The 19173-nt window shown below is 73.2% G+C and carries 16 protein-coding genes and 1 pseudogene; 9 read left to right on the forward strand and 8 right to left on the reverse strand.

Annotated features, from left to right (window positions below; translation table 11 throughout):
• Positions 1-17 precede the first annotated feature (17 nt).
• Positions 18-611: a TetR/AcrR family transcriptional regulator gene (locus AB0G74_RS00810; RefSeq protein ID WP_361138720.1), complete on the reverse strand. Its 594-nt coding sequence runs from the start codon at positions 609-611 to the stop codon at positions 18-20.
• Between the two features lie 316 nt (positions 612-927).
• Here AB0G74_RS00810 and AB0G74_RS00815 point away from each other — a divergent pair, with 316 nt between their 5' ends.
• The 4 genes from AB0G74_RS00815 to AB0G74_RS00830 all read left to right on the forward strand — a co-directional run bounded on the left by AB0G74_RS00815 (position 928) and on the right by AB0G74_RS00830 (position 6082).
• Entirely contained in the window at positions 928-2211 is a 1284-nt protein-coding gene (locus AB0G74_RS00815) for a DUF1343 domain-containing protein (RefSeq protein ID WP_361138722.1), read from the forward strand.
• 79 nt (positions 2212-2290) lie between these two features.
• Positions 2291-3691 carry an erythromycin esterase family protein gene (locus AB0G74_RS00820; protein ID WP_361138725.1) on the forward strand — a complete coding sequence of 467 codons (1401 nt, stop codon included), beginning with the start codon at positions 2291-2293 and terminating at the stop codon, positions 3689-3691.
• Positions 3692-3790: 99 nt separating this feature from the next.
• Positions 3791-5161: a serine-threonine protein kinase gene (locus AB0G74_RS00825; protein WP_361138728.1), complete on the forward strand. Its 1371-nt coding sequence runs from the start codon at positions 3791-3793 to the stop codon at positions 5159-5161.
• 306 nt (positions 5162-5467) lie between these two features.
• On the forward strand, positions 5468-6082 hold the full coding sequence (locus tag AB0G74_RS00830; protein ID WP_361138964.1) for a hypothetical protein: 615 nt from the start codon (positions 5468-5470) through the stop codon (positions 6080-6082).
• 598 nt (positions 6083-6680) lie between these two features.
• On the opposite strand, the pseudogene soxR reads toward AB0G74_RS00830, so the two are convergent.
• Positions 6681-7127 (reverse strand): annotated as a pseudogene (gene soxR, locus AB0G74_RS00835) (redox-sensitive transcriptional activator SoxR); the annotation flags it as partial.
• A 124-nt stretch (positions 7128-7251) separates the two neighbouring features.
• On the opposite strand from soxR, the gene AB0G74_RS00840 reads away from it, so the two are divergent.
• Complete coding sequence (locus AB0G74_RS00840) at positions 7252-7713, forward strand: MaoC family dehydratase (RefSeq protein WP_361138731.1); 462 nt, start codon at positions 7252-7254, stop codon at positions 7711-7713.
• Between the two features lie 53 nt (positions 7714-7766).
• Here AB0G74_RS00840 and AB0G74_RS00845 read toward each other — a convergent pair whose 3' ends face one another.
• Both AB0G74_RS00845 and AB0G74_RS00850 read right to left on the reverse strand, forming a co-directional pair.
• Positions 7767-8471 (reverse strand): TetR/AcrR family transcriptional regulator, encoded by a 705-nt coding sequence (locus AB0G74_RS00845; protein WP_361138733.1) that lies wholly within the window; start codon positions 8469-8471, stop codon positions 7767-7769.
• Positions 8472-8667: 196 nt separating this feature from the next.
• Complete coding sequence (locus tag AB0G74_RS00850; RefSeq protein ID WP_361138736.1) at positions 8668-9819, reverse strand: acyl-CoA dehydrogenase family protein; 1152 nt, start codon at positions 9817-9819, stop codon at positions 8668-8670.
• Positions 9820-9880: 61 nt separating this feature from the next.
• Here AB0G74_RS00850 and AB0G74_RS00855 point away from each other — a divergent pair, with 61 nt between their 5' ends.
• Positions 9881-10525 carry a TetR/AcrR family transcriptional regulator gene (locus tag AB0G74_RS00855; protein WP_361138739.1) on the forward strand — a complete coding sequence of 215 codons (645 nt, stop codon included), beginning with the start codon at positions 9881-9883 and terminating at the stop codon, positions 10523-10525.
• A 44-nt stretch (positions 10526-10569) separates the two neighbouring features.
• Here the strand turns inward: AB0G74_RS00855 and AB0G74_RS00860 are convergent, their stop codons facing one another.
• From AB0G74_RS00860 to AB0G74_RS00870, 3 genes are all read right to left on the reverse strand, one after another.
• Positions 10570-11976, reverse strand: a complete 1407-nt coding sequence (locus AB0G74_RS00860) for an ABC transporter ATP-binding protein (RefSeq protein ID WP_361138741.1) — start codon at positions 11974-11976, stop codon at positions 10570-10572.
• A gap of 389 nt (positions 11977-12365) precedes the next feature.
• Complete coding sequence (locus AB0G74_RS00865) at positions 12366-13886, reverse strand: citrate:proton symporter (protein ID WP_361138743.1); 1521 nt, start codon at positions 13884-13886, stop codon at positions 12366-12368.
• 277 nt (positions 13887-14163) lie between these two features.
• Positions 14164-14781: a TetR/AcrR family transcriptional regulator gene (locus AB0G74_RS00870; protein WP_361138967.1), complete on the reverse strand. Its 618-nt coding sequence runs from the start codon at positions 14779-14781 to the stop codon at positions 14164-14166.
• A 169-nt stretch (positions 14782-14950) separates the two neighbouring features.
• Here AB0G74_RS00870 and hmgA point away from each other — a divergent pair, with 169 nt between their 5' ends.
• The 3 genes from hmgA (at position 14951) to AB0G74_RS00885 (ending at position 18389) form a co-directional block, all read left to right on the forward strand.
• On the forward strand, positions 14951-16309 hold the full coding sequence (gene hmgA, locus AB0G74_RS00875; RefSeq protein ID WP_361138746.1) for a homogentisate 1,2-dioxygenase: 1359 nt from the start codon (positions 14951-14953) through the stop codon (positions 16307-16309).
• A gap of 48 nt (positions 16310-16357) precedes the next feature.
• Positions 16358-17110, forward strand: a complete 753-nt coding sequence (locus AB0G74_RS00880; protein WP_361138749.1) for a GntR family transcriptional regulator — start codon at positions 16358-16360, stop codon at positions 17108-17110.
• 70 nt (positions 17111-17180) lie between these two features.
• Complete coding sequence (locus tag AB0G74_RS00885) at positions 17181-18389, forward strand: type ISP restriction/modification enzyme (protein ID WP_361138752.1); 1209 nt, start codon at positions 17181-17183, stop codon at positions 18387-18389.
• A 381-nt stretch (positions 18390-18770) separates the two neighbouring features.
• On the opposite strand, the gene AB0G74_RS00890 is transcribed toward AB0G74_RS00885, so the two are convergent.
• Complete coding sequence (locus tag AB0G74_RS00890) at positions 18771-19037, reverse strand: hypothetical protein (protein WP_358825190.1); 267 nt, start codon at positions 19035-19037, stop codon at positions 18771-18773.
• Positions 19038-19173: the final 136 nt, after the last annotated feature.

The following is a 19173-nucleotide window of genomic DNA, read 5'->3' on the forward strand; positions in this document are numbered from 1 at the left end:
GGCCGGGCGGCGCGTCGTCAGGGGCGCAGCGCCCTTAGCAGCAGATCCGCCAGATGGTCGGCGACCTGCTGTTTCGTCAGTCTGCCGTCCGGGCGGTACCAGGTCGACAGCTGGTGTACCGAGCCGAAGTGGTAGTCCACCACCAGATCCGCGGGGGTCGCGGTGGAGAACACCCCGCTCGCCTGCCCCTCCTCCACCAGGGCCCGGAACCGCTCGTGGTAGCGGCGGCGCTCGGCCCGTACCCGCCGGTTCTTCTCGGGCGAGAGATGGTGCATGGAGCGGAAGAAGATATGCGCGTCCTGAAGGTTCTCGATCGTGGTGACGACCACGTCGGCGGCGGCGGCCCTGAGCCGGACCTCCACCGGTTCGTCGGCGTCGGCGAAGGTGTCGAGGCGTTCCTGCTGGAGGCGGAGCATCCGCCCGTACACCTCCTGGAGCAGATCCTCCTTGGAGCCGAAGTAGTGGTACAGGGCGCCCTTGGTGACGCCCGCCGCCTCGACGATCTCCTGGACGGAGGTGCCGTCGTAGCCGCGCTCCGCGAACAGCCGGGTGGCGGCGGAGAGCAGCTTCCGCGGTACGGGGATGTCGCTCCCGTCCGTCGTCCTCGCCATGCCGCCTACCGCCTTCCGTGCTCGTCGTGGTCCGGGCCGCGCGGCGCCGGGACCGGGGTCCGTACGGAGTACGGGCCCGGCCGCCCCGGGATCCTCCCATCCGGTGGCGCGGCCGTCCCCGGCAGGACCGGCCGGTGGGTCGTCCCCGACGGAATCGGGGACACAGACTAAGCGGTCGGTATCGCGGGTGGAAGAGGTTCCGCGGACGAGGTCGTTCCGTGGCCGGGCGGGTCGTACTAGCGTGCGGGGCGCACGATCCGATCATCGGGGTGCCGCGGGGACGGTCGCGGTACGCCGAGCGAGACCGAGGAGTCGTATGAGCCTGTCACGACGGGGACTTCTGGGCGCGGGCGGCGCGGCGGGCGCGCTCGCGGCGGCCGGGTCCGCGGCCCGCGCCGACGACCGGGAGGACGGTGCGGGCGCCCGGGGCGGCGGGCGGCCGGGCCGCCGGGTGCGGACCGGCTTCGACCGGCTCGCGGCCGACGGCTTCGGCCTGCTCGCCGGTGAGCGGGTCGGTGTGGTCACCAATCCGACCGGGGTGACCCCGGACGTCCGGCATATCGTCGATGTGATGCACGCCGACGACCGGGTGGATCTGATCGCCGTCTTCGGCCCGGAGCACGGGTTCCGCGGTACGGCGCAGGCGGGCGGTTCCGAGGGCCGGTACGACGATCCGGCGACCGGGCTGCCGGTGTACGACACGTACCGCAAGTCGGGGCAGCCGCTCGCGGACGTCTTCACCGCGTCGGGCGTGGACACCGTGGTCTTCGACATCCAGGACGCGGGTGCCCGGTTCTATACGTACATCTGGACGCTCTTCGACTGCATGGAGTCGGCGGCGCTCGCGGGGAAACGATTCGTCGTACTGGACCGGCCCAATCCGGTGACGGGCCGGGCGGCGCTCGGCCCGGTGCTGGACATGCGGTACTCCTCCTTCGTGGGCCGCCGTCCGATCCCCCAGACCCATGGGATGACCGTCGCCGAGCTGGCGCTCCTGTTCAACGGGGAGTTCCTGAGGGACCGTCCGGCCGAGCTGGCGACGGTACGGATGTCGGGCTGGCGGCGCTCCGACTTCTTCGACGCCACCGGGCTGCCGTGGGTGCCGCCCAGCCCCAATATGCCCACACCCGAAACGGCCCTGGTCTACGGCGGGACCTGTCTCTTCGAGGGCACGGAGCTGTCCGAGGGCCGGGGCACCACCCGCCCGTTCGAGCTGCTGGGCGCCCCGGGGATCGACGGCCGGTGGGCGGAGGCGGCCAACGCCCTCGAACTGCCCGGGGTCCGGTTCCGGGAGGCGTACTTCGCCCCCACGTTCGGCAAGCACCAGGGGAAGACGGTCGGCGGGGTCCAGCTCCACGTCCACGACCGGGCCGCCTTCGATCCGGTCCGGACCGGGGTGGGACTGCTGGTCACCGCCCGGCGCGCCTGGCGCGACTTCGCCTGGCTGCGGTCCAATCCGACCTGGCTCGACACCCTGACGGGTTCGCCGCTGGTCCGCACGATGGTGGACGCGGGCGCCGGGACGGACGAGATCACCGGCGCGTGGCAGGAGGGCCTGACCGCGTTCCGCTCCGTACGGCGGCGTTATCTGCGGTACTGAGCCGCCCTTTACGGCTACCCGGCCCCGGTGGCGGTGGACAGCCCCACCACCGGGCCGGGGGACCACCGGCTGGCCCGTCATGATCGTCGGACCGCAGGGTGGCGGTACAATCACTCCGAACAGGCCGCAGTCCGGCCCTCCCCGGCGCGCCGTCCTGGGCGCGGCCACCGCCACGGCGCTCGGCACCCTTCTCGCGGGTACGGCCCCGGCCGCCGCGTCCCCCTCGTCCGGACCGCTCCCGGCCGCCCGCCGCGCACCCGCCGACCCGCTGCCCGCCCTGCGGGCCGCCGCCCGCCCCCTCACCGATCTCGGCCCGCTGGAGCGGATGACCGGCCGGGCCTCGATCGTCGGGATCGGCGAGGCCACCCACAACTCAAGTGAGTTCTTCCGGACCAAGAACCGGATCTTCCAGCGGCTGGTGGAGCGGCGGGGGTTCACCGCCTTCGCCCTGGAGGCGCCCTGGAGTACGGGGCTGCGGCTCGACTCCTGGGTCCTGCGGGGCGAGGGCGATATCGAGCGGATCATGCGCGAGGAACTCCAGAGCACCTACTTCCTCTGGCGCACCCGGGAGTTCCTGGATCTCTTCCGCTGGATGCGGGAGCACAACATCCGGCATCCGGACCGGCCCGTGCGGTTCCTCGGCAACGACTGCGCCTACGCGGGCCCGGAACTCTTCGACCGGGTCATGGAGTGGGTCGCGGTCCGGCATCCGGCCCTGTCGCCCCGGATCCGGGCGCTCTACGCCGCGTCCCGGCCGGCCGGATCCGTGGCCGAGACCATCGACGGATACCTCGTCCGGCCGATCGAGGAGCGCCGGGCGCTGGCGAAGGACGTACGGAGGGCGCTGGAGCTGCTGCGGGCCGCCCCGGCCGGACCCCGGGAGTCCGCCGGGGAACGCGCCTGGATGCTCCAGCACGCGCACGCCATCGCCCAGGTCGGACGCATGCATTCATACGATTATTTCAACGCGGCGCAGTCCCGGGAGATGATGCGCTACCGAGACCGGATCATGGCCCGGAACACCGTGTGGTGGCATCGGACGACCGGACACAAGGTGCTCCTGTCGGCCCATAACGAACATGTGGGTTACGAGCCGCTGCGGCCGGATCTCTACCCCCGCGTCCAGGGCGGCTTCATCCGGGACATGGTCGGCGACGGCTACGTCAGCGCCGGATTCACCTTCGGCCGGGGATCGTTCAACGCGCTCGACCTGACCACTCCGGGCGAGCCGGTGCGCCGCTTCTCGGTGGGCCCGCCCGGTCCCGGCTCCCACGAGGAGGTCCTGGAACGGGTCTCGGAGACCGACTACTACCTCGATATGCGTACGGCGGCTCCGGCCGCCCGGGACCGGCTGGATCTCGCGTGCCCCGTCCGCAGCATCGGCAACTCCTGGCCCGAATCGCCGGTCACGGCCCAGCTGCTGCCCACCTATGACGTACTGATCCACCTCCCCCGGATCACCGCGGCCGACCGGATCTGATCCGGTCCCTTCCGAGGTGTGGCCGGACTCCCCCTTGCGCAGGATCCTGCTGAGGGGTCCCGCGTACGGGGCGGGATCACCGGGGGGAGGGGAACGGTCATGGCGCGAATCGGCGGCCCGGGGCCGTATCAGGACATCGGTTTCGACCGGGACGGCGATGTCGACCCGGAGCAGCGGCACCGGCTGCTCGGACTGGAGGTCACCGATCTGGTGATGTTCGCCCATGGCCGGAACCAGTCGCCGGCCGCGGCGTACGAGCTGTACGCGGACTTCTTCTCGGCCTTTCCGGCGCTGACGGGACGGGGCGTCCGGCTGGGGTACGCGGGGGTGGGGTGGCCGTCGATGACCTTCCCCGACGAGATCCCGGCCCCCGGCCCGGTGTCCGGCCCGCCCGGGGGCGGGGGGCTCGACGGCGACACGTACCAGGCGCTGCTCACGCTCTTCCCCGGGCACGGGGAGACCGTGGCCCGGCTGGCGGCGCTGCTGGTGGAGCGGCCCGACTCGGCCGCGGCCGTCGGCGACTTCGGGCGGCTCGCGCGGCGGCTGGCCCGGGTCCCGGCGGGCGGTCTGGAGTCGCACCGGTTCACCGACGACCTGCCCGGCGACGAGCAGGGGCCGCCCGCCGTGCTGTACGAGGACCCGCTGTCGCTCTGCCGGAGGTTCGCCGGGGCGCTGGAGGCGGTGGACGGCTCCGGCCGGTACGAGGGGCCGGGGTCGTACGGCGGACCGGGTCCGTACGACGGGCCGGGGGCCTCCGGTCCGTACCGGTCGTACCGGTCGGGCGGGTCCTACGACGGGCCGGGGCGGGTCTGGCGCGGGGCCCGCGAACTGCTGCGGCAGACCACGTACTACGCGCTGAAGCGCCGCGCGGGTGCCGTCGGGGAACTGGGGCTCGGCCCGCTGCTGGGCCAGTTGGCCCGGAGCCGTCCGGCGCTCCGGGTCCATCTGGTGGGGCACGGCCAGGGGGCCCGGCTGGTCGCCTTCGCCCTGCGCGGACTCCCCGACGAGGTCCGGACGGTGAAGTCGGTGACCCTGCTCCAGGGCGCGTTCTCGCACTACGCCTTCGCCTCCCGGCTGCCGCACGCGCCCGGCCGGGCGGGGGCGCTGGGGGCGATGGAGCAGCGGGTCGACGGTCCGGTGGTGGCCTGCCACTCCCGCCACGACGGCGCGCTCGGCACCCTGTACCCGGTCGCGTCGGCACCCGCGCACGACGACCGGGACCCCGGCCCGGACGCGGTCGGCGACCGGCGCTGGTGGGCCCTGGGCCACAGCGGGATCCACGGGGTGGGCTCGGCGGTCCGGCTCACCCTCGACGACGCGCTCCGGGAGTCGCTGCCCCGGAAGGGGTGTGTGAGCGTCGACGCCTCGTCGGTGGTACGGAGCGGGGCGCCGCCGTCCGGCGCGCACGGTGACATCTGCCACGAGGAACTGGCCCGGCTGATCGTGGCGGCGGGCGGCCTGGGCGAGTGAACTCCGGGCGGGCGGGCGGCTGGGCGGTTGATGGGCTTCGGCGGAGGCGGTCGCGGGGGTGTCCCGGGCGGAGCCGTCAGGAACCAAGTGCGGAAGGCGATCGTTCGTTCGTGAGAGGGCCGTTCGGCGTGGGACTTTCGGGGCAGGCGGAGTGTACGAGGAGGCGGTGACCGTGCTCGGAGCCGGTTCCCGGTATGTCCGGGAGATCCGCTGATGGCTTCGATCGGATTTCCGATGGAGCCGGATCGGGCGCTCGTACGTCCATTCCTCGACGCCGAAGCAGCAGTGACGGAGGTGGCGGTGACGATGGCCGGTTTCCGGAGTCTTGCGAGACAGGTGCGCGATCCGCGGTGCGACTTGGCACTGCGGCGCTACTCCCTGCGCAAGTGCCTTGAGCGGTTCGCCCCGTACGGGCACCGCGCGACCTGGGACCATCTGTGCGCCCGGCACGGCTTCGGTCCCGAGGACAGGTCGCCCGACCCGGCGCGGCTGGTGGCCGCGCTGGACGAGTTGGAACGTGCGCGGGCCGTATGGCTCGCCTACGAGGAGGACTTCGCCGACCGCCGCAAGCGCGAGAAGCACGACGGGCTGCGCCGGCTGGCCTCCTCCGACGAATGGCACCGGCATGTGTGGGGCGGCAACGGGGTGGCCCGCTGCGACAGCCCCCGGGCACACCCCTCGGTACCGCTGGACGAGGTGCTGCGGCGGCTGGTGGCGGCGCTGGCGGGCGAACCCGGCGCCGACTGCCCGGTCTGCGGTACGACGGCGATCGTATGGCGGCACGACCTGACGAACGATCCGTGGACCGGACCCGTCTGCACGGACTGCGGGATAGTCGTGCCCCGCCCGGTGCTCACGGACGATGTGGTCGCGGCTGCCCAGCGGGCGGCCCGGCGCGAGGTACTGGCCTCCGTGGCCTGAACCCCGGTGCGCGTGCGCCTCGGTGCGCACGCGCGGCGGCCGGGCGTTCCGGATCCCGAACCACCCCGACCCGAACCGACCCGGCCCGACCTGAACCGACCCGGCCCGACCTGAACCGACCCGAACCACGGTGCCGAACCGCGGGAGCCGTCCGGTGCGTCCCGGGCCGGTCCCCCGGGAGCGATCCGTCCCTGCCCGACCGGGTGCCGGAGACCCGGGCGCCTGCCGGGACGTATCAGAGGGAAAACCGTTGGCCCCACCCATTTGTCCGGCGGAGAGTTGGCATCACGCGCCGTGCCGCCGATGGACGGCGCGGACGCGGGGGCGGGCCTGACACGGGGGTGCGGGCCCGCCTCGGAACGCGCGGGCCGCCCCGCGATCGCGGTCAGCAGCCGCCGGGGCCTTCGCAGCCGAACTCCGGGGCCTCGTCCCGGCCGGACCGGCGTACGGGCTTCCCCGACTTCCCCGGCTTCTCGGGTTTCCCCGATTCCGCTGATTCCCCCGGTTCCGCCGATTCCGCCTGCTTCCCGGCTGCCGCGGGCTTCGTACCGTCCGCCCGCTCCGCACCGGGGCCCGGTCCGGCCTCCCACAGCGGGCCCGGCATCAGCCGGGAGCCGGGCCTGCGGCGGCCGAATGCGTCCTCGGGGTTGGAGAGCGCACAGGTCTCCATGGAGAGACAGCCGCAGCCGATGCACTCGGTGAGGGTGTCCCGCAGCCGTCCCAGCTGCTTGATCCGCTCGTCCAGTTCCCGGCGCCAGGTGTGGGAGAGCCGCGCCCAGTCGTCCCGGTCCGGGGTCCGTCCCTCGGGCAGCTCCATCAGCGCGTCGCGGATGGTGGCGAGCGGGATCCCGACCCGCTGCGCCGCCCGGACGAACGCCACCCGGCGCAGCGTGTCCCTGGTGTAGCGGCGCTGATTGCCGCTGGTACGGCGGCTGTGAATCAGCCCCTTGGACTCGTAGAAGTGCAGGGCCGATACGGCGGCTCCGCTGCGCTGCGAGAGCTGGCCGACCGTGAGTTCCTGACTGGTGTCGGTTGTTGGGGCCACCCCGCGAACCCTACTGGGTGGTCCGTTGACACGGGACTCCGGCCCGAGCATGCTGAGCAAGCGCTCAGATCAGCGGCACGGGCCGTACCGCGCCGTACCGCCGCCCGAGAGTCAGGACCGCCGCATGGCAGCGCCCAGGATCTTCACCTCAGCCGACGAACTGCGCGCCGCCGTCGGCGAGCCGCTGGGCCACAGCGACTGGCTGGAGGTCGACCAGCGGCGGATCGATCTCTTCGCCGAGGCCACCGGCGACCACCAGTGGATCCATGTCGATCCGGAGCGGGCCGCCCTGGGGCCGTTCGAAGGCACCATCGCCCACGGCTATCTGACCCTCTCACTGCTGCCGCTGCTGGTTCCGCAGGTACTGAGGGTGGAGGGGGTGCGGATGGGTCTCAACTACGGGACGAACAAGGTCCGCTTCCCCGCCCCGGTCCCGGTCGGCTCCCGGGTCCGGGCCGCCGTCACCCTGCGGGAGGTCACGGAGGCGGGCGGCGGGGTCCAGGTGGTCGCCGCGGTGACGGTGGAGCGCGAGGGCCGGGAGAAGCCGGTCTGCGTGGCCGAGTCGGTCTCCCGCTACTTCTTCTGAGCCGCCCGCACGGGTACGGCGGGTACCGGCCCGGGTCCGGTCGCGGCGGCGGTTCAGCGCTTCGCGGAGACCATCCGCAGCACCAGGTCCGCGTAGAGCGCGCCGACCTCGTCGGGGGTGCGGCGGCCGTTGACATTGAACCAGCGGGCGACGTCGATACAGAGGGAGAGCACGGCCAGGGTCGTCCCGGGCACGTCCGGCACGTCGAACTCGCCCGACTCCACCCCGTCGTGGATGATCCCGCGCACCACGGCGTCGCTGCGGCGGCGCAGCGCCACGATCTCGGTCCGGTGCTCGGGGGCGAGCGCGTCGAGTTCGTACTGCACGACCCGGGCGGTGTCGTGCCGTCCCGCGTGCCAGCGGACGAACGACGCGACGGCGTCGGCGAGCCGCTCGCCCGGGGTGCCGTCCCGTTCGGCGGCGGCGGAGAGCACCTGGAGGGCCCGGGTGTGCCCGAGGCTGCTGATCCGGTGCAGCAGCTCTTCTTTGGTCTTGTAGTGGATATAGAGCGCGGCCGGGCTCATCCCGGCCCGGCTCGCGATATCGCGGGTGGTGGTGGCGTGGTAGCCGCGCTCGGCGAATGCCTCGACCGCGGCGACGAGCAGTCTGCGGGCCGCCTCGGGGGCCACCTCGCCCCAGGGGGCGTCCCCGGGCCCTTCGGTGTCCCCGGCCGCGCGGCCGGGGACGCCCTCGGCACCGCGGCCTGGGACGGTCTCCTCGGTCCCGCGGTCGGGCGTCGTGTCGTCGGCCGCGCTCATCGGCTCTCTCCTTCGGCTCTGTGGGGGGGAATCACCATACCCCGAGGGGTGAGCAAGCGCTTAGCCCGTCTCCGCCGGACGGCGCCGGACACACGGGCCGGGGTCGAGGGTCGAGATTCGGGGCCGGGGCCGGTATCGGAACCCGCGCCGACTCGCCACAGGGCCAGGACCGGGACCGGGCCGCCTCCGGAGGCCGTCAGAAGGCCGAGACCCCGGTCAGCGCCCGGCCGATGATCAGCTTCTGGATCTGGCTGGTGCCTTTGTAGAGTGTCATCACCCGGGCGTCCCGGACCAGCTTTCCGACCGGGTACTCGTCGATATAGCCATAGCCACCGTAGACCTGGAGCGCGTTGTTGGCCGCCCGGACGGCGGCCTCGGAGGCGTAGAGCTTGGCCTGGGATGCGGCCGTGGCGAAGTCGGCGCCCCGGTCGATCAGATCCGCCACCCGCCAGGTCAGCAACCGGGCCGCGGCGACGTCCACGGAGATATCGCTGATCAGCTCCTGCACCAGCTGATGACCGGCGATGGGGCGGCCGAACTGCTCGCGCTCCCCGGCGTAGCCGACGGCCGCGTCCAGCGCCGCCCGGGCGATCCCGACACACCCCGCGGCGACCGACATCCGCCCCTTGGTGAGGGCCGACATGGCCACCGAGAACCCCTTGCCCTCCGGTCCGAGCAGGGCGGACGCGGGCACCCGCACCCGGTCGAGCGCCAGCTCGGCGGTGGCCTGGCCGCGCAGTCCGAGCTTGCCGTGGACCGGCGTCCTGGTCAGCCCGGGACTGTCGGTGGGCACCAGGAAGGCCGAGACGCCCCGGTACCCCGGTACGTCACCGGTCCTGGCGAAGATCAGCGCCAGATCGGCCCAGGTGCCGTTGGTGATGAACATCTTGGTTCCGGTGAGCAGATAGTCGCCGCCGTCCCGGACCGCCCGGGTGGCCAGATTCCCGGCGTCGGAGCCGCTGCCGGGCTCGGTGAGCCCGAAGCAGCCCAGCAGTCCGCCCGAGGTGAGGCCGGGCAGCCAGGCGCGCTTCTGGTCCTCGTCGCCCCAGGCCGCGATGGTCTTGGCGACCAGCCCGAGGGAGACCGAGACGATGCCTCGCACGGAGGAGTCGCCGCGCCCCAGCTCCTCGGTGACCAGGCAGTACGTCAGATGGTCGCCGCCCGAGCCGCCGTACGCCTCGTCGACGGTGAGCCCGAGGAAGCCCAGCTCGCCCAGGAGCCGGACGATCCCCCGGTCGACGCTCTCGGCCCGGTCCCACTCGGCGGCGTACGGGGCGACCTCGCGCCGTACGAAGTCCTCGGCGAGCCGCCGTACCGCCGACTGCTCGTCGCTCAAGGCCAGATCCATCGTTCCCGCCCCTCTTTAACTACCACTGCTAGTTTTATATGGCGGCTCTACTATGTGCCCCATGGCCAGACCCCGCAAGCCCCTGCTCAGCCGGGACCGGATCATCGCCGCGGCGGGCGCGCTCGTGGACGCCGAGGGGCTCGAAGCGGTCTCCACCCGGAGGCTCGCCGCCGAACTCGGCGTCAGCGGGCCGTCGCTCTACAACCACTTCCGGACCAAGGACGAGATACTGGAGGCCGTCGCGGACGCGGTGAGCGCGCAGGTCGATCTGTCGATGTTCGACCCCGGGGACGGCCGGGAGTGGCCGACGGCGCTCTACGACTGGGCGCACTCGTACCGCGCGGCGCTGCGGGCGCATCCGAACATCGTCCCGGTACTCGCCAGGGGGCCCGGCCGCCGCCCCGCCGGGCTGCGGGTCGCCGACGCGGTCTTCGGCGCGATGGTGCGCGCGGGCTGGCCCCCGGCCCAGGCCACCCGGATCGGCGCGCTGATGCGGTACTTCGTCACCGGCTCGGCGCTGGGCTCCTTCGCCCGCGGCTTCGTGGACGACGCGGCGGCGTACGACGCGGCCGACTACCCCCATCTGGGCCGGGCGCATCTGCTGGCCGAGCACCAGGAGCGGGTGGACGAGGGCGCGTTCGAGACCGGGCTGCGGGCGATCGTGGACGGCCTCTCGACCCAGTACGCGGCCCTGGCCAGGGGCTGAGGCGCCGGTCGGCCCGGAGCCGGGGCGCCGGATCCGCCGTACGGTCAGCCGAACCGGCTGCCCGGTACCCCCGGCGGGCCGGGCGGCGCCGGACAGAGCCGGTCGCCCCGGTGGTCGAAGACATAGCTCTGGGCGACGTCGACCAGCAGGGGCACCTGCGCCCCCGGCCGCAGCCAGGTGTCGGGCCCGGTCCTGACCACCAGATCGCAGTCGGGCAGCGGCGGGCTCTCGGGGTCGTAGGGTCCGTACGCCCCGTACGGGACCGGACCGGCGCCCCCCGTGCCCCCGGCCCCCGCCGGGACCGCCCCGGAGGCCGCCCGCTCCCGCAGCCGGGCCAGTACCCGGGGCCGGACCCCGGCGCCCCCGGCCGGGCCCGGACGGCGGCGGCCAGCGGCCCGGGTGCCGGGCGGGGCGGGGGCGCGGGCCGATTCGAGTTCGGGCACCACGGCGGGCCGCGAGCCGGTGTTCAAATGGACCAGCGCCTCGTGCCCCTGGTACTCCACATAGCTGACGGTCCCGGAGAGCAGCGCCTCCCCCGGGCGGGCCAGGCCCGGTGCGGCGATCCGTACGGCACCGGCCCGCAGTCCGAGGATCACCCGGCGGCCCTGGTACGCCCGGAGGGCGTGGTGGTCGGGGCCGAGCGGTTCGGGCAGCTCCAGCCGCTGGCTGCCCAGCTCGAACGCCATCCCGTCGGCGAGCGGGGCGTGGACGACGGCCTGGAGCAGATTGATCCGGGGCGTGCCGAGGAAGGCCGCGACGAAGAGGTTCCGGGGCCGGGTGTAGATCTCGCGCGGGGTGCCGGTCTGCTGGAGGACCCCGTCGCGCAGTACGGCGATCCGGTCGCCCAGGGACATCGCCTCGGCCTGGTCGTGGGTGACGTAGACGGTGGTGGCGCCGGTGGCGCGGGTCAGCCTCGACAGCTCGGCCCGCAGATAGTCGCGGAGCTTGACGTCGAGATGGGCGAGGGGTTCGTCCATCAGGAAGGCGGACGGGCGCCGGGAGATGGCCCGGCCCATGGCGACCCGCTGGCGCTCCCCGCCGGAGAGCTGAGCGGGGTAGCGGTCGAGGACGTCCTCGATACCGAGCGCCCTGGCGGTGGCCTCGACCCGGGACCGCCGCTCTCCGCGCGGGCTGGTCGGCCGGAGCGGGAAGCCGATGTTGTCCCGGTTGGTCATGGTCGGATAGAGGGCGAAGTTCTGGAAGACCATCGCCATGTCCCGTTCGCGGGGCGGGAGATGGGCGGCCGATTCGCCGTCGAGCAGCAGTCGGCCGTCGGTGATGTCCTCCAGTCCGGCGATCATCCGGAGCACCGTCGATTTACCGCAGCCGGACGGTCCGAGGAGGACCAGGAATTCCGCCGGGCGGATGTCGAGGCTGATTCGGTGGACGGCGAACGGTCCGCGTCGGCCGTAGCGCTTGGAGACGTGCTGGAGCGAGATGGCGCGCGTCATGGGGTACCGCCGTCGGGTGGGGGTGGGCGATGGACCGGAAAACTAGCCCACGACCCCCTTTTCGGGGAATGCGTCGGACGGCCGTTCCGGCATTGCTTTTCCGATCCTTGACGCCCGTCCGCCGTATGCACGTGCAGATGCTCGGGCGTGCCGGTCAATTCACCCGTTCCGGCCGGGAATTCACCGCGGCACGCACGAACCGCGGCACGCGCGTACCGCCGAGGGCCCGAACCACCCCGCGGGCCTGTACCGCCGCGGGCACGACCGCGCCCCGGCGGCCCTTGACGGGCGACCGGGGCGCGGGGGGCGCGGCGGAGGAAGGCCGCCGCACCGCTCCGGGGGATCCCGTACGGCTCCGGCGAGGGTGACCGGGCTCCGTACGGCGGGGTTCAGATGATGCCGAAGAGGACTCCGGCGGCGAGCACCACGAGCGAGGTCAGCGCGGCCCACTTGACGGTGAACCGGGTGTGGTCGCCGAACTCGACCTTCGCCATGCCGACCAGGACGTAGACGGCGGGGACCAGCGGGCTGGACATGTGCAGCGCCTGGCCGACGAGGGAGGCGCGGGCGATCTCCAGCGGCGACACCCCGTGGGCGGCGCCCGCCTCGGCGAGGACGGGCAGGACGCCGAAGTAGAAGCCGTCGTTGGACATGAAGTAGGTGAGGGGCAGGCTCAGCAGACCGGTGACGATGGCCATGTGCGGGCCCATGCCCTCGGGGACCGTGTCGACCAGCCAGTCGGCCATGCTCTGGACCATGCCGGTGCCGGTGAGGACTCCGGTGAAGACGGCGGCGGCGAAGACCATGCCGGAGACGTTCAGCACGTTCTCGGCGTGGGCGCCGATCCGGGCCTTCTGCTCGGCCATGTTGGGGTAGTTGACGGTGAGCGCGAGGGCGGCACCGAGCAGGAACAGCACCGGGATGGGCAGCAGCTCCATGATCATCGCGGTGAGCAGGGCGATGGTCAGACCGGCGTTGAACCAGTAGAGCTTGGGGCGCAGGGTGGGCCGGTTGGGGTCGAGGCCCTGGAAGCCGCCCTCGGGCTCGTCGTCCGCGCCGGAGGCGGAGGCGTCACTGCCGGGGCCGCTGGTCTCGTCGGAGGAACCGGAACCCGAGCCGGAGCCGGAGCCCGTGGCGGTGCCGGAGCCGGAACCGGAGGTCTTGCCCTTGTTCCGGCCGCCCTCGGACCCGGCCTCGCCGCCGGAACCGGACTTCACCAGGACGGTCTCGGTGCTCTCGGACTCCTCGGTGAGGTCCTTGGCGGTGCCCCGGCTCAGGGCGTCGTCCAGCGACAGGTAGCCGAGCCGCTTGCGCTCCCGCAGACCGAGGACGTAGGCGAGGATGAAGACGCAGAGGAGGCCCACCAGGAGCGCCGGGATCATCGGGACGAAGATGTCGGCGGCGTCGAGCTTGAGGGCGGTGGCGGCCCGGGCGGTGGGACCGCCCCAGGGCAGGGTGTTCATCACACCGTTGGCGGTGGCGGCGATACCGGTCATCACGACCAGGCTCATCTTCAGCCGCTTGTACAGCGGATACATCGCCGAGACGGTGATCATGAAGGTGGTGGAGCCGTCGCCGTCGAGGGAGACGATCGCGGCGAGCAGCGCCGTACCGACCACGACCCGCATCGGGTCGGCCTTGCAGAACCGCAGGATGCCTCGGACGATCGGGTCGAAGAGACCGACGTCGATCATGACACCGAAATAGACGATGGCGAACATCAGCATCGCCGCGGTGGGGGCGAGATTGCCCACGCCCTCGATGACGTAGTCGCCGAGCTTCGCGCCGTCTCCGACGATGACGCAGAAGAGTGCGGGGATCAGGACCAGCGCCGCGATGGGCGACATCTTCTTCATCATGATCAGGACCAGGAAGGTCGCAATCATGGCGAAGCCGAGGATTGTCAGCATGGGGGGCTACCTAACGTTCATCCTTGAACTCCCACCGGAGCGGCGGTCCGCAAGACGTTAGGTCGCGTCAAATGGCGTTAACAAGATGTTGACGTGCGAGCAATACGAGCAAAACCCCAGGTGAACCGGGAACAGGCACGGGAGGCCCGGGAAATCGGGCTTCCCGGAGTGTTACGAAACCCCGGGCCGGACGGGTTCCGGCCGGACCGGGAAGCCGTCGGGTACGGCCGTTCGGAGGGGGAGGCGCCGGTCACGGCGGGCCGGGGTATCAGGGGTATCAGCCGTCGAGCGTGCGGGAGAGATAGCCGCGCAGCAGTTCCCGGGTCTCGGCGACGATCGCCGGATCGCCCGACCCGTCCACCCGGAAGGCCAGCCGGAGCACCGCGTCCGCGGCCTCCACCGCGACCAGGACGGTCCGCCGGAGCGCGGCGTCGGCGGGGCGGCCGAGCTGTGCGGCGACGACGGGCAGCAGCCGGTCGGCGAGGGCGTGGCCGGTTCCGGCCGGGGGGCCGTCGGCGGGGATCCGGTGACCGAAGTCCACCAGGGAGAAGCCGGGCACCGTCCGGCGCATCGCCAGGTACTCGTCCAGTACGGCGTCGAGCAGTCCGCGCCACTCCCCCGGCGGCAGGGCGGCGGTGCGCTCGGCGACCCGCCGGGCGAACCGGTCCAGATTCCGGGCGGCCAGCGCGTCGGCGAGGGCCCGCTTGTTGCCGAAGAAACGGTAGACGGAGCCGATCGGCACCCCGGCCCTGGCGGCGACCGCCCGGGTGGAGAGCGCTTCGTACCCGGTCTCGTCGAGGAGTTCGGCACAGGCGTCGAGGATCCGCGCCAGCCGCTCCGCGCTCCGCCGCTGGACGGGTTCCCGCCGTAGATGGGGGTGGGCCACGCCGCCCATCATGCCCGGCCGGTGCCGTCGGCGGGACCGGCCGGGCCCGTGCCGTTGACGGGACCGTCCGGCAATCCTACGGTTGAGCATAGGAATGGATTCCCGGGCACCCCGGGCTCCGGACCGAACAGTCACGAGGATCGTCACGAGGGGCATTCCTCCGGCACCGGGAGCGGCCATGAGCGGACACGGGCAGACGACGGACACGGGCGGGACGGCGGCCGGACGGGCGCGGCGGGCCGCGGCCCTGGAGTACTCCGCCGGGTTCGGCAACGAGCACGCGTCGGAGGCGCTGCCCGGGGCGCTCCCCGTCGGCCGCAACTCCCCCCAGCGCGCCCCGCACGGGCTCTACGCGGAACAGCTCAGCGGCTCCGCGTTCACCGAGCCCCGGTCCGAGAACCGCCGCTCCTGGCTCTACCGGATCCGCCCGTCGGCCGCCCATCCGCCGCTCCGCAGGGCCGACGGCGGCACCCTGCGCGGCGCGCCCTTCACCGAGACGGTCCCGGACCCCAACCGGCTGCGGTGGGATCCGCTGCCCGAGCCCGCCCCGGACACCGACTGGCTGGCCGGTCTGTGGACCCTCGGCGGCAACGGCGACCCGGCCCGGCGGACCGGTATGGCCATCCACCTGTACCACGCGAACGCCTCCATGACCGACCGGGTCTTCGGCGACGCCGACGGCGAGCTGCTGATCGTCCCGGAGCTGGGCGGGCTGCTGCTGGTGACCGAGCTGGGCGTGCTGGCGGCCCGCCCGGGCGAGATCGCCCTGATCCCGCGCGGGGTCCGGTTCCGGGTCGAGCTGCTGGACGAGCGGGCCAGGGGGTACGTCTGCGAGAACCACGGCCGCCCGTTCCGCCTCCCGGACCTGGGGCCGATCGGCGCCAACGGGCTGGCCAACCCCCGGGACTTCCGCGCCCCCACCGCCGCCTACGAGGACGTCGAACGCCCGGTGGAGGTGGTCACCAAGTACTGCGGGAACCTCTGGTCCGCGACCTACGACCACTCGCCGCTCGATGTGGTCGCCTGGCACGGCACCCACACCCCGTACGTCTACGACCTGCGCCGGTTCAATGTCATCGGCACCATCTCGTACGACCACCCGGACCCTTCGATCTTCACCGTGCTCACCGCCCCCACCGACACCCCGGGCCTGGCCGCCGTGGACTTCGTGGTCTTCGCGCCGCGCTGGCTGGTCGGCGAGGACACCTTCCGGCCGCCGTACTTCCACCGCAATGTGATGAGCGAGTACATGGGCCTGATCGAGGGCGCCTACGACGCCAAGACCGCGGGCAAGGGCGGCTTCGTCCCCGGCGGCGGCTCCCTCCATCCGATGATGTCGGCGCACGGCCCGGACCGGGAGACCTTCGAGCGGGCCAGCGCCGCCGAGCTGCGCCCGCAGAAACTCGACGACGGACTCGCGTTCATGTTCGAGACCCGTTGGCCCGTACTCGCCACCCGGCAGGCCGCCGAGGCCGGACACCGCCAGAAGGGGTACGACGGCGTATGGCAGGGTCTGGAACGTCATTTCCCCTCCTGACACTCCTTCCGGACCCGGCACTCCCCCGACCCGGAGAACGGAGCCGCCGTGACCCCCTCCTTCGCCCCCGACTCGCTCGTCCTGAACCGCAAGCTGCCGCTGTGGTACCAGGTCTCGCAGTCGTTGCGCGCCTCCATACTGGGCCGGGCGCCCGAGGCGTCCCTGCGGCTGCCGACCGAGGAGCAGCTCGCCGCGCACTACGGCGTCAGTGTGCTCACCATGCGCCAAGCGCTGAAGGAGCTGGAGGAGGAGGGCCTGATCAGCAGGCACCGGCGGCGCGGCACGTTCATCGAGCCGGGGGCCCGCCGGGGCGCCCCCCGGCGGCTGCTGGGCTCGATCGACGCCATCGTGGCCCAGCAGTCGGGCGAGCGGACGACCGTCCTCGGCCACGGCCCCGAACCGGTCCCCGGGGAGCTGGCCGAGCACTTCCCGGACCTGGCCGAGGTGATGACGTACCGCAGGCTGCGCCGGGACGGGGAGACCGGTGAGCCGACCAACTGGGCGGAGAACGCGGTCAGACCCGAACTCGCGGCCCTGATCGACGTCACCGATCTGGAGCGGTGGCCGATGACGAAGGTGCTGCGGGACGCGGTGGGCGTCCGGATCGGCCGGATCACGGACACGGTCGAGGCCCGGCTGGCGGACCCACCGACGGCGGAACTCCTCCAGGTGCCGCTGCTCAGCCCGATCCTGCACTACACCGGGGTCACCCATGACACGGCGGGCCGGGTGGTCGACGTGGCCCGGATCCGCTACCGGGGCGACCGCTTCTCGTTCTCCGTCACGGTCGACGCCCCGTAGGCCGGGCCGCCCGGTTCGCGGGCGTCACGGGCGGCGGCGTGGACCGGGCGGGATCGGAAAGAATGAGCCCATGCCGATGCTCGACGCGCTGCTGCCCTGGGGCGTCCGCCCGCTGCGGACGGGCCGCTCCTGGATCCTGGCCCCGGACCCGGGAACGCTGACGGAGCGATGGAACGCGGTGGTACGGGCCCCGGAGGCCGAGCGGGCCGCGCTCTTCGTACCCAGCCGCGGCAGAACGCCCCGGTCCGCCGTGGCGCAGCTGCCGGGACAGCGCGGCGGTACGGGCCGGTTCGCCCGGGAGACCGGCCGCTGCCCGGACCCCGTACCGATCCTCCACGGCCCCTTCGACCGGCAGTGGCTGCTGCCCGACCACCGGCTGATCGACGAGGCCCGGCCCGAGCTGTGGCGGGTGGCGGGCCCGGACCAGATCTTCCTGGTGGAGCCGGGTACGGCCACGGGGCCTTCGGCCGGGATCGCCGGGCTCGCCGGGCCGCCGGTCATCGCATCGCCCTGGCTGCCCGACGGCAGCTCACCGGCGGGGCGGCCGGGCCTGATCCGGCCCCTGTTCCGCAGGCCCGGCGGGCGGGAGCCCAATCTCGCCCCGGGGCTGACCGGGGCACTGACCGCGGCGTACGGCCGGGAGGTCACCGCCCGGGACGTGCTGTGCTGGATCCTGGCGGCGGCCCGCCCCACCCCCGCCGGTTGCGAGGTCCCGCTGCCCGCCGGGTCCGCCGTCTGGGCCGAGGGCGTGGCGCTGGGCGGGGAGTTGCTGGAGATCCAGCTCAGGGGCGCGCACGGCGGTGAGCGGCCCCGGCTGCCCGGCGGGCGCCGGCCGTACGTCCGCACGGCGCCGCCGCCCCGGCCCGGCACGATCGACTACGACCCGGCGACGGAGACCCTGCTGCTGGACACGGGCCGGATCGCCCCGGTCCCGGCGGCGGCCTGGGAGCTGCACAGCGGCGGGGTACGGGTCCTGGAGCACTGGTTCACGGCCCGGACGGGACCGGCGGGTCCGGAGCCGCTGGCGGGGATCGGGCCCACCGGATGGCCCCGGGAGTGGACCTCGGACCTGCTGGAGCTGATCACCGTGCTGGCGCTGCTCGGCGAACGGCTCGCCCGGCGGGCGGCCCTGACCGCACCGGACGCCTTCACCGAGCTTTCGGCGCGTTCGGAGCTGCCGGGAGTGCTGCCCGCACCGGAGTGGACCCGGCGCCCGGCATCGGTCCTGGACCACCACGAGGAGGGCCCGGAGGGGCAGTTCGTCCTGCCTCTGGGCTGACGGCACGGCCGGGGGAACGGCCCGGGGCCGCCGGACGAGCCCGGGACGGCCGGGCGGCCCGGTCGCGGGGGCGTACGGAGGGCGGAAAGGGCACCGGGCGGGTGTCCTGGCCACGCGGGACCGCGCGGGCCTTCGGAAGGACCGGGGGTCACCGGGCCTCGTCGCCGGAGGCGGCACGGCGAGCGACGGGCACGGCGGGCGCGAACTGTCACGGGCGCCACGGGCCCGAGAGCGCGAACGGCCCGGTCCGCCGCGGGGAGGGCGGCGACCGGGCCGGAAAGGAAGGAGAGCCGACGCCTGAGCGCGGGGCCGCTCAGGCGGTGACACGTGACGCGGGGTGAGCGTGGACGATCCGGACGGCGGTCGCCCGGCAGCCGAAGGTCAGTGGCGGCTGCCGAGGAGCGTACGGCGGAGTCGACGCAGCGGCGCGAAGAGGGAAACCCGTCCACGACGGCCCCGGTCCCGCTCGTGCCTGAGGTCGCGCGAGGTCAGCTCCAGCATCAGGGACGTCGCCTCGACCGTCTCGCGCTGCGGGACGGCGGGGCCGCCCAGCACCGAGAGATGCCGGTCCAGACGCGAGCTGGTCGCGCTGCTCCCGCAGGTGATGGCAGGCACTCGCGGCCTGCTCCGCACTGTTATCTGTTCCATGACACTCCCCACCCGTAATGACGCACCCGGCCCGGGCAGGTTAACCCTATCGTCCCCAGGTGACACTCGTGTATCCCGCCTGCGCGATTCCCCGCGCCCCGTACGCGAGTTGACGCGCCCCTTTCGCCATCATTCA

The organism is Streptomyces sp. NPDC020875 (assembly GCF_040641415.1).
Taxonomy (GTDB): domain Bacteria; phylum Actinomycetota; class Actinomycetes; order Streptomycetales; family Streptomycetaceae; genus Streptomyces.

Coding starts and splice junctions, on each gene's coding strand:
- AB0G74_RS00885 (WP_361138752.1), top strand. CDS start 17,181: ATGCCGATGCTCGACGCGCTGCTGCCCTGGGGCGTCCGCCCGCTGCGG.
- AB0G74_RS00860 (WP_361138741.1), bottom strand. CDS start 11,976: ATGACGCGCGCCATCTCGCTCCAGCACGTCTCCAAGCGCTACGGCCGA.
- AB0G74_RS00855 (WP_361138739.1), top strand. CDS start 9,881: ATGGCCAGACCCCGCAAGCCCCTGCTCAGCCGGGACCGGATCATCGCC.
- AB0G74_RS00850 (WP_361138736.1), bottom strand. CDS start 9,819: ATGGATCTGGCCTTGAGCGACGAGCAGTCGGCGGTACGGCGGCTCGCC.
- hmgA (WP_361138746.1), top strand. CDS start 14,951: ATGAGCGGACACGGGCAGACGACGGACACGGGCGGGACGGCGGCCGGA.
- AB0G74_RS00830 (WP_361138964.1), top strand. CDS start 5,468: ATGGCCGGTTTCCGGAGTCTTGCGAGACAGGTGCGCGATCCGCGGTGC.
- AB0G74_RS00820 (WP_361138725.1), top strand. CDS start 2,291: ATGATCGTCGGACCGCAGGGTGGCGGTACAATCACTCCGAACAGGCCG.
- AB0G74_RS00845 (WP_361138733.1), bottom strand. CDS start 8,471: ATGAGCGCGGCCGACGACACGACGCCCGACCGCGGGACCGAGGAGACC.
- AB0G74_RS00840 (WP_361138731.1), top strand. CDS start 7,252: ATGGCAGCGCCCAGGATCTTCACCTCAGCCGACGAACTGCGCGCCGCC.
- AB0G74_RS00825 (WP_361138728.1), top strand. CDS start 3,791: ATGGCGCGAATCGGCGGCCCGGGGCCGTATCAGGACATCGGTTTCGAC.
- AB0G74_RS00870 (WP_361138967.1), bottom strand. CDS start 14,781: ATGGGCGGCGTGGCCCACCCCCATCTACGGCGGGAACCCGTCCAGCGG.
- AB0G74_RS00815 (WP_361138722.1), top strand. CDS start 928: ATGAGCCTGTCACGACGGGGACTTCTGGGCGCGGGCGGCGCGGCGGGC.
- AB0G74_RS00890 (WP_358825190.1), bottom strand. CDS start 19,037: ATGGAACAGATAACAGTGCGGAGCAGGCCGCGAGTGCCTGCCATCACC.
- AB0G74_RS00865 (WP_361138743.1), bottom strand. CDS start 13,886: ATGCTGACAATCCTCGGCTTCGCCATGATTGCGACCTTCCTGGTCCTG.
- AB0G74_RS00810 (WP_361138720.1), bottom strand. CDS start 611: ATGGCGAGGACGACGGACGGGAGCGACATCCCCGTACCGCGGAAGCTG.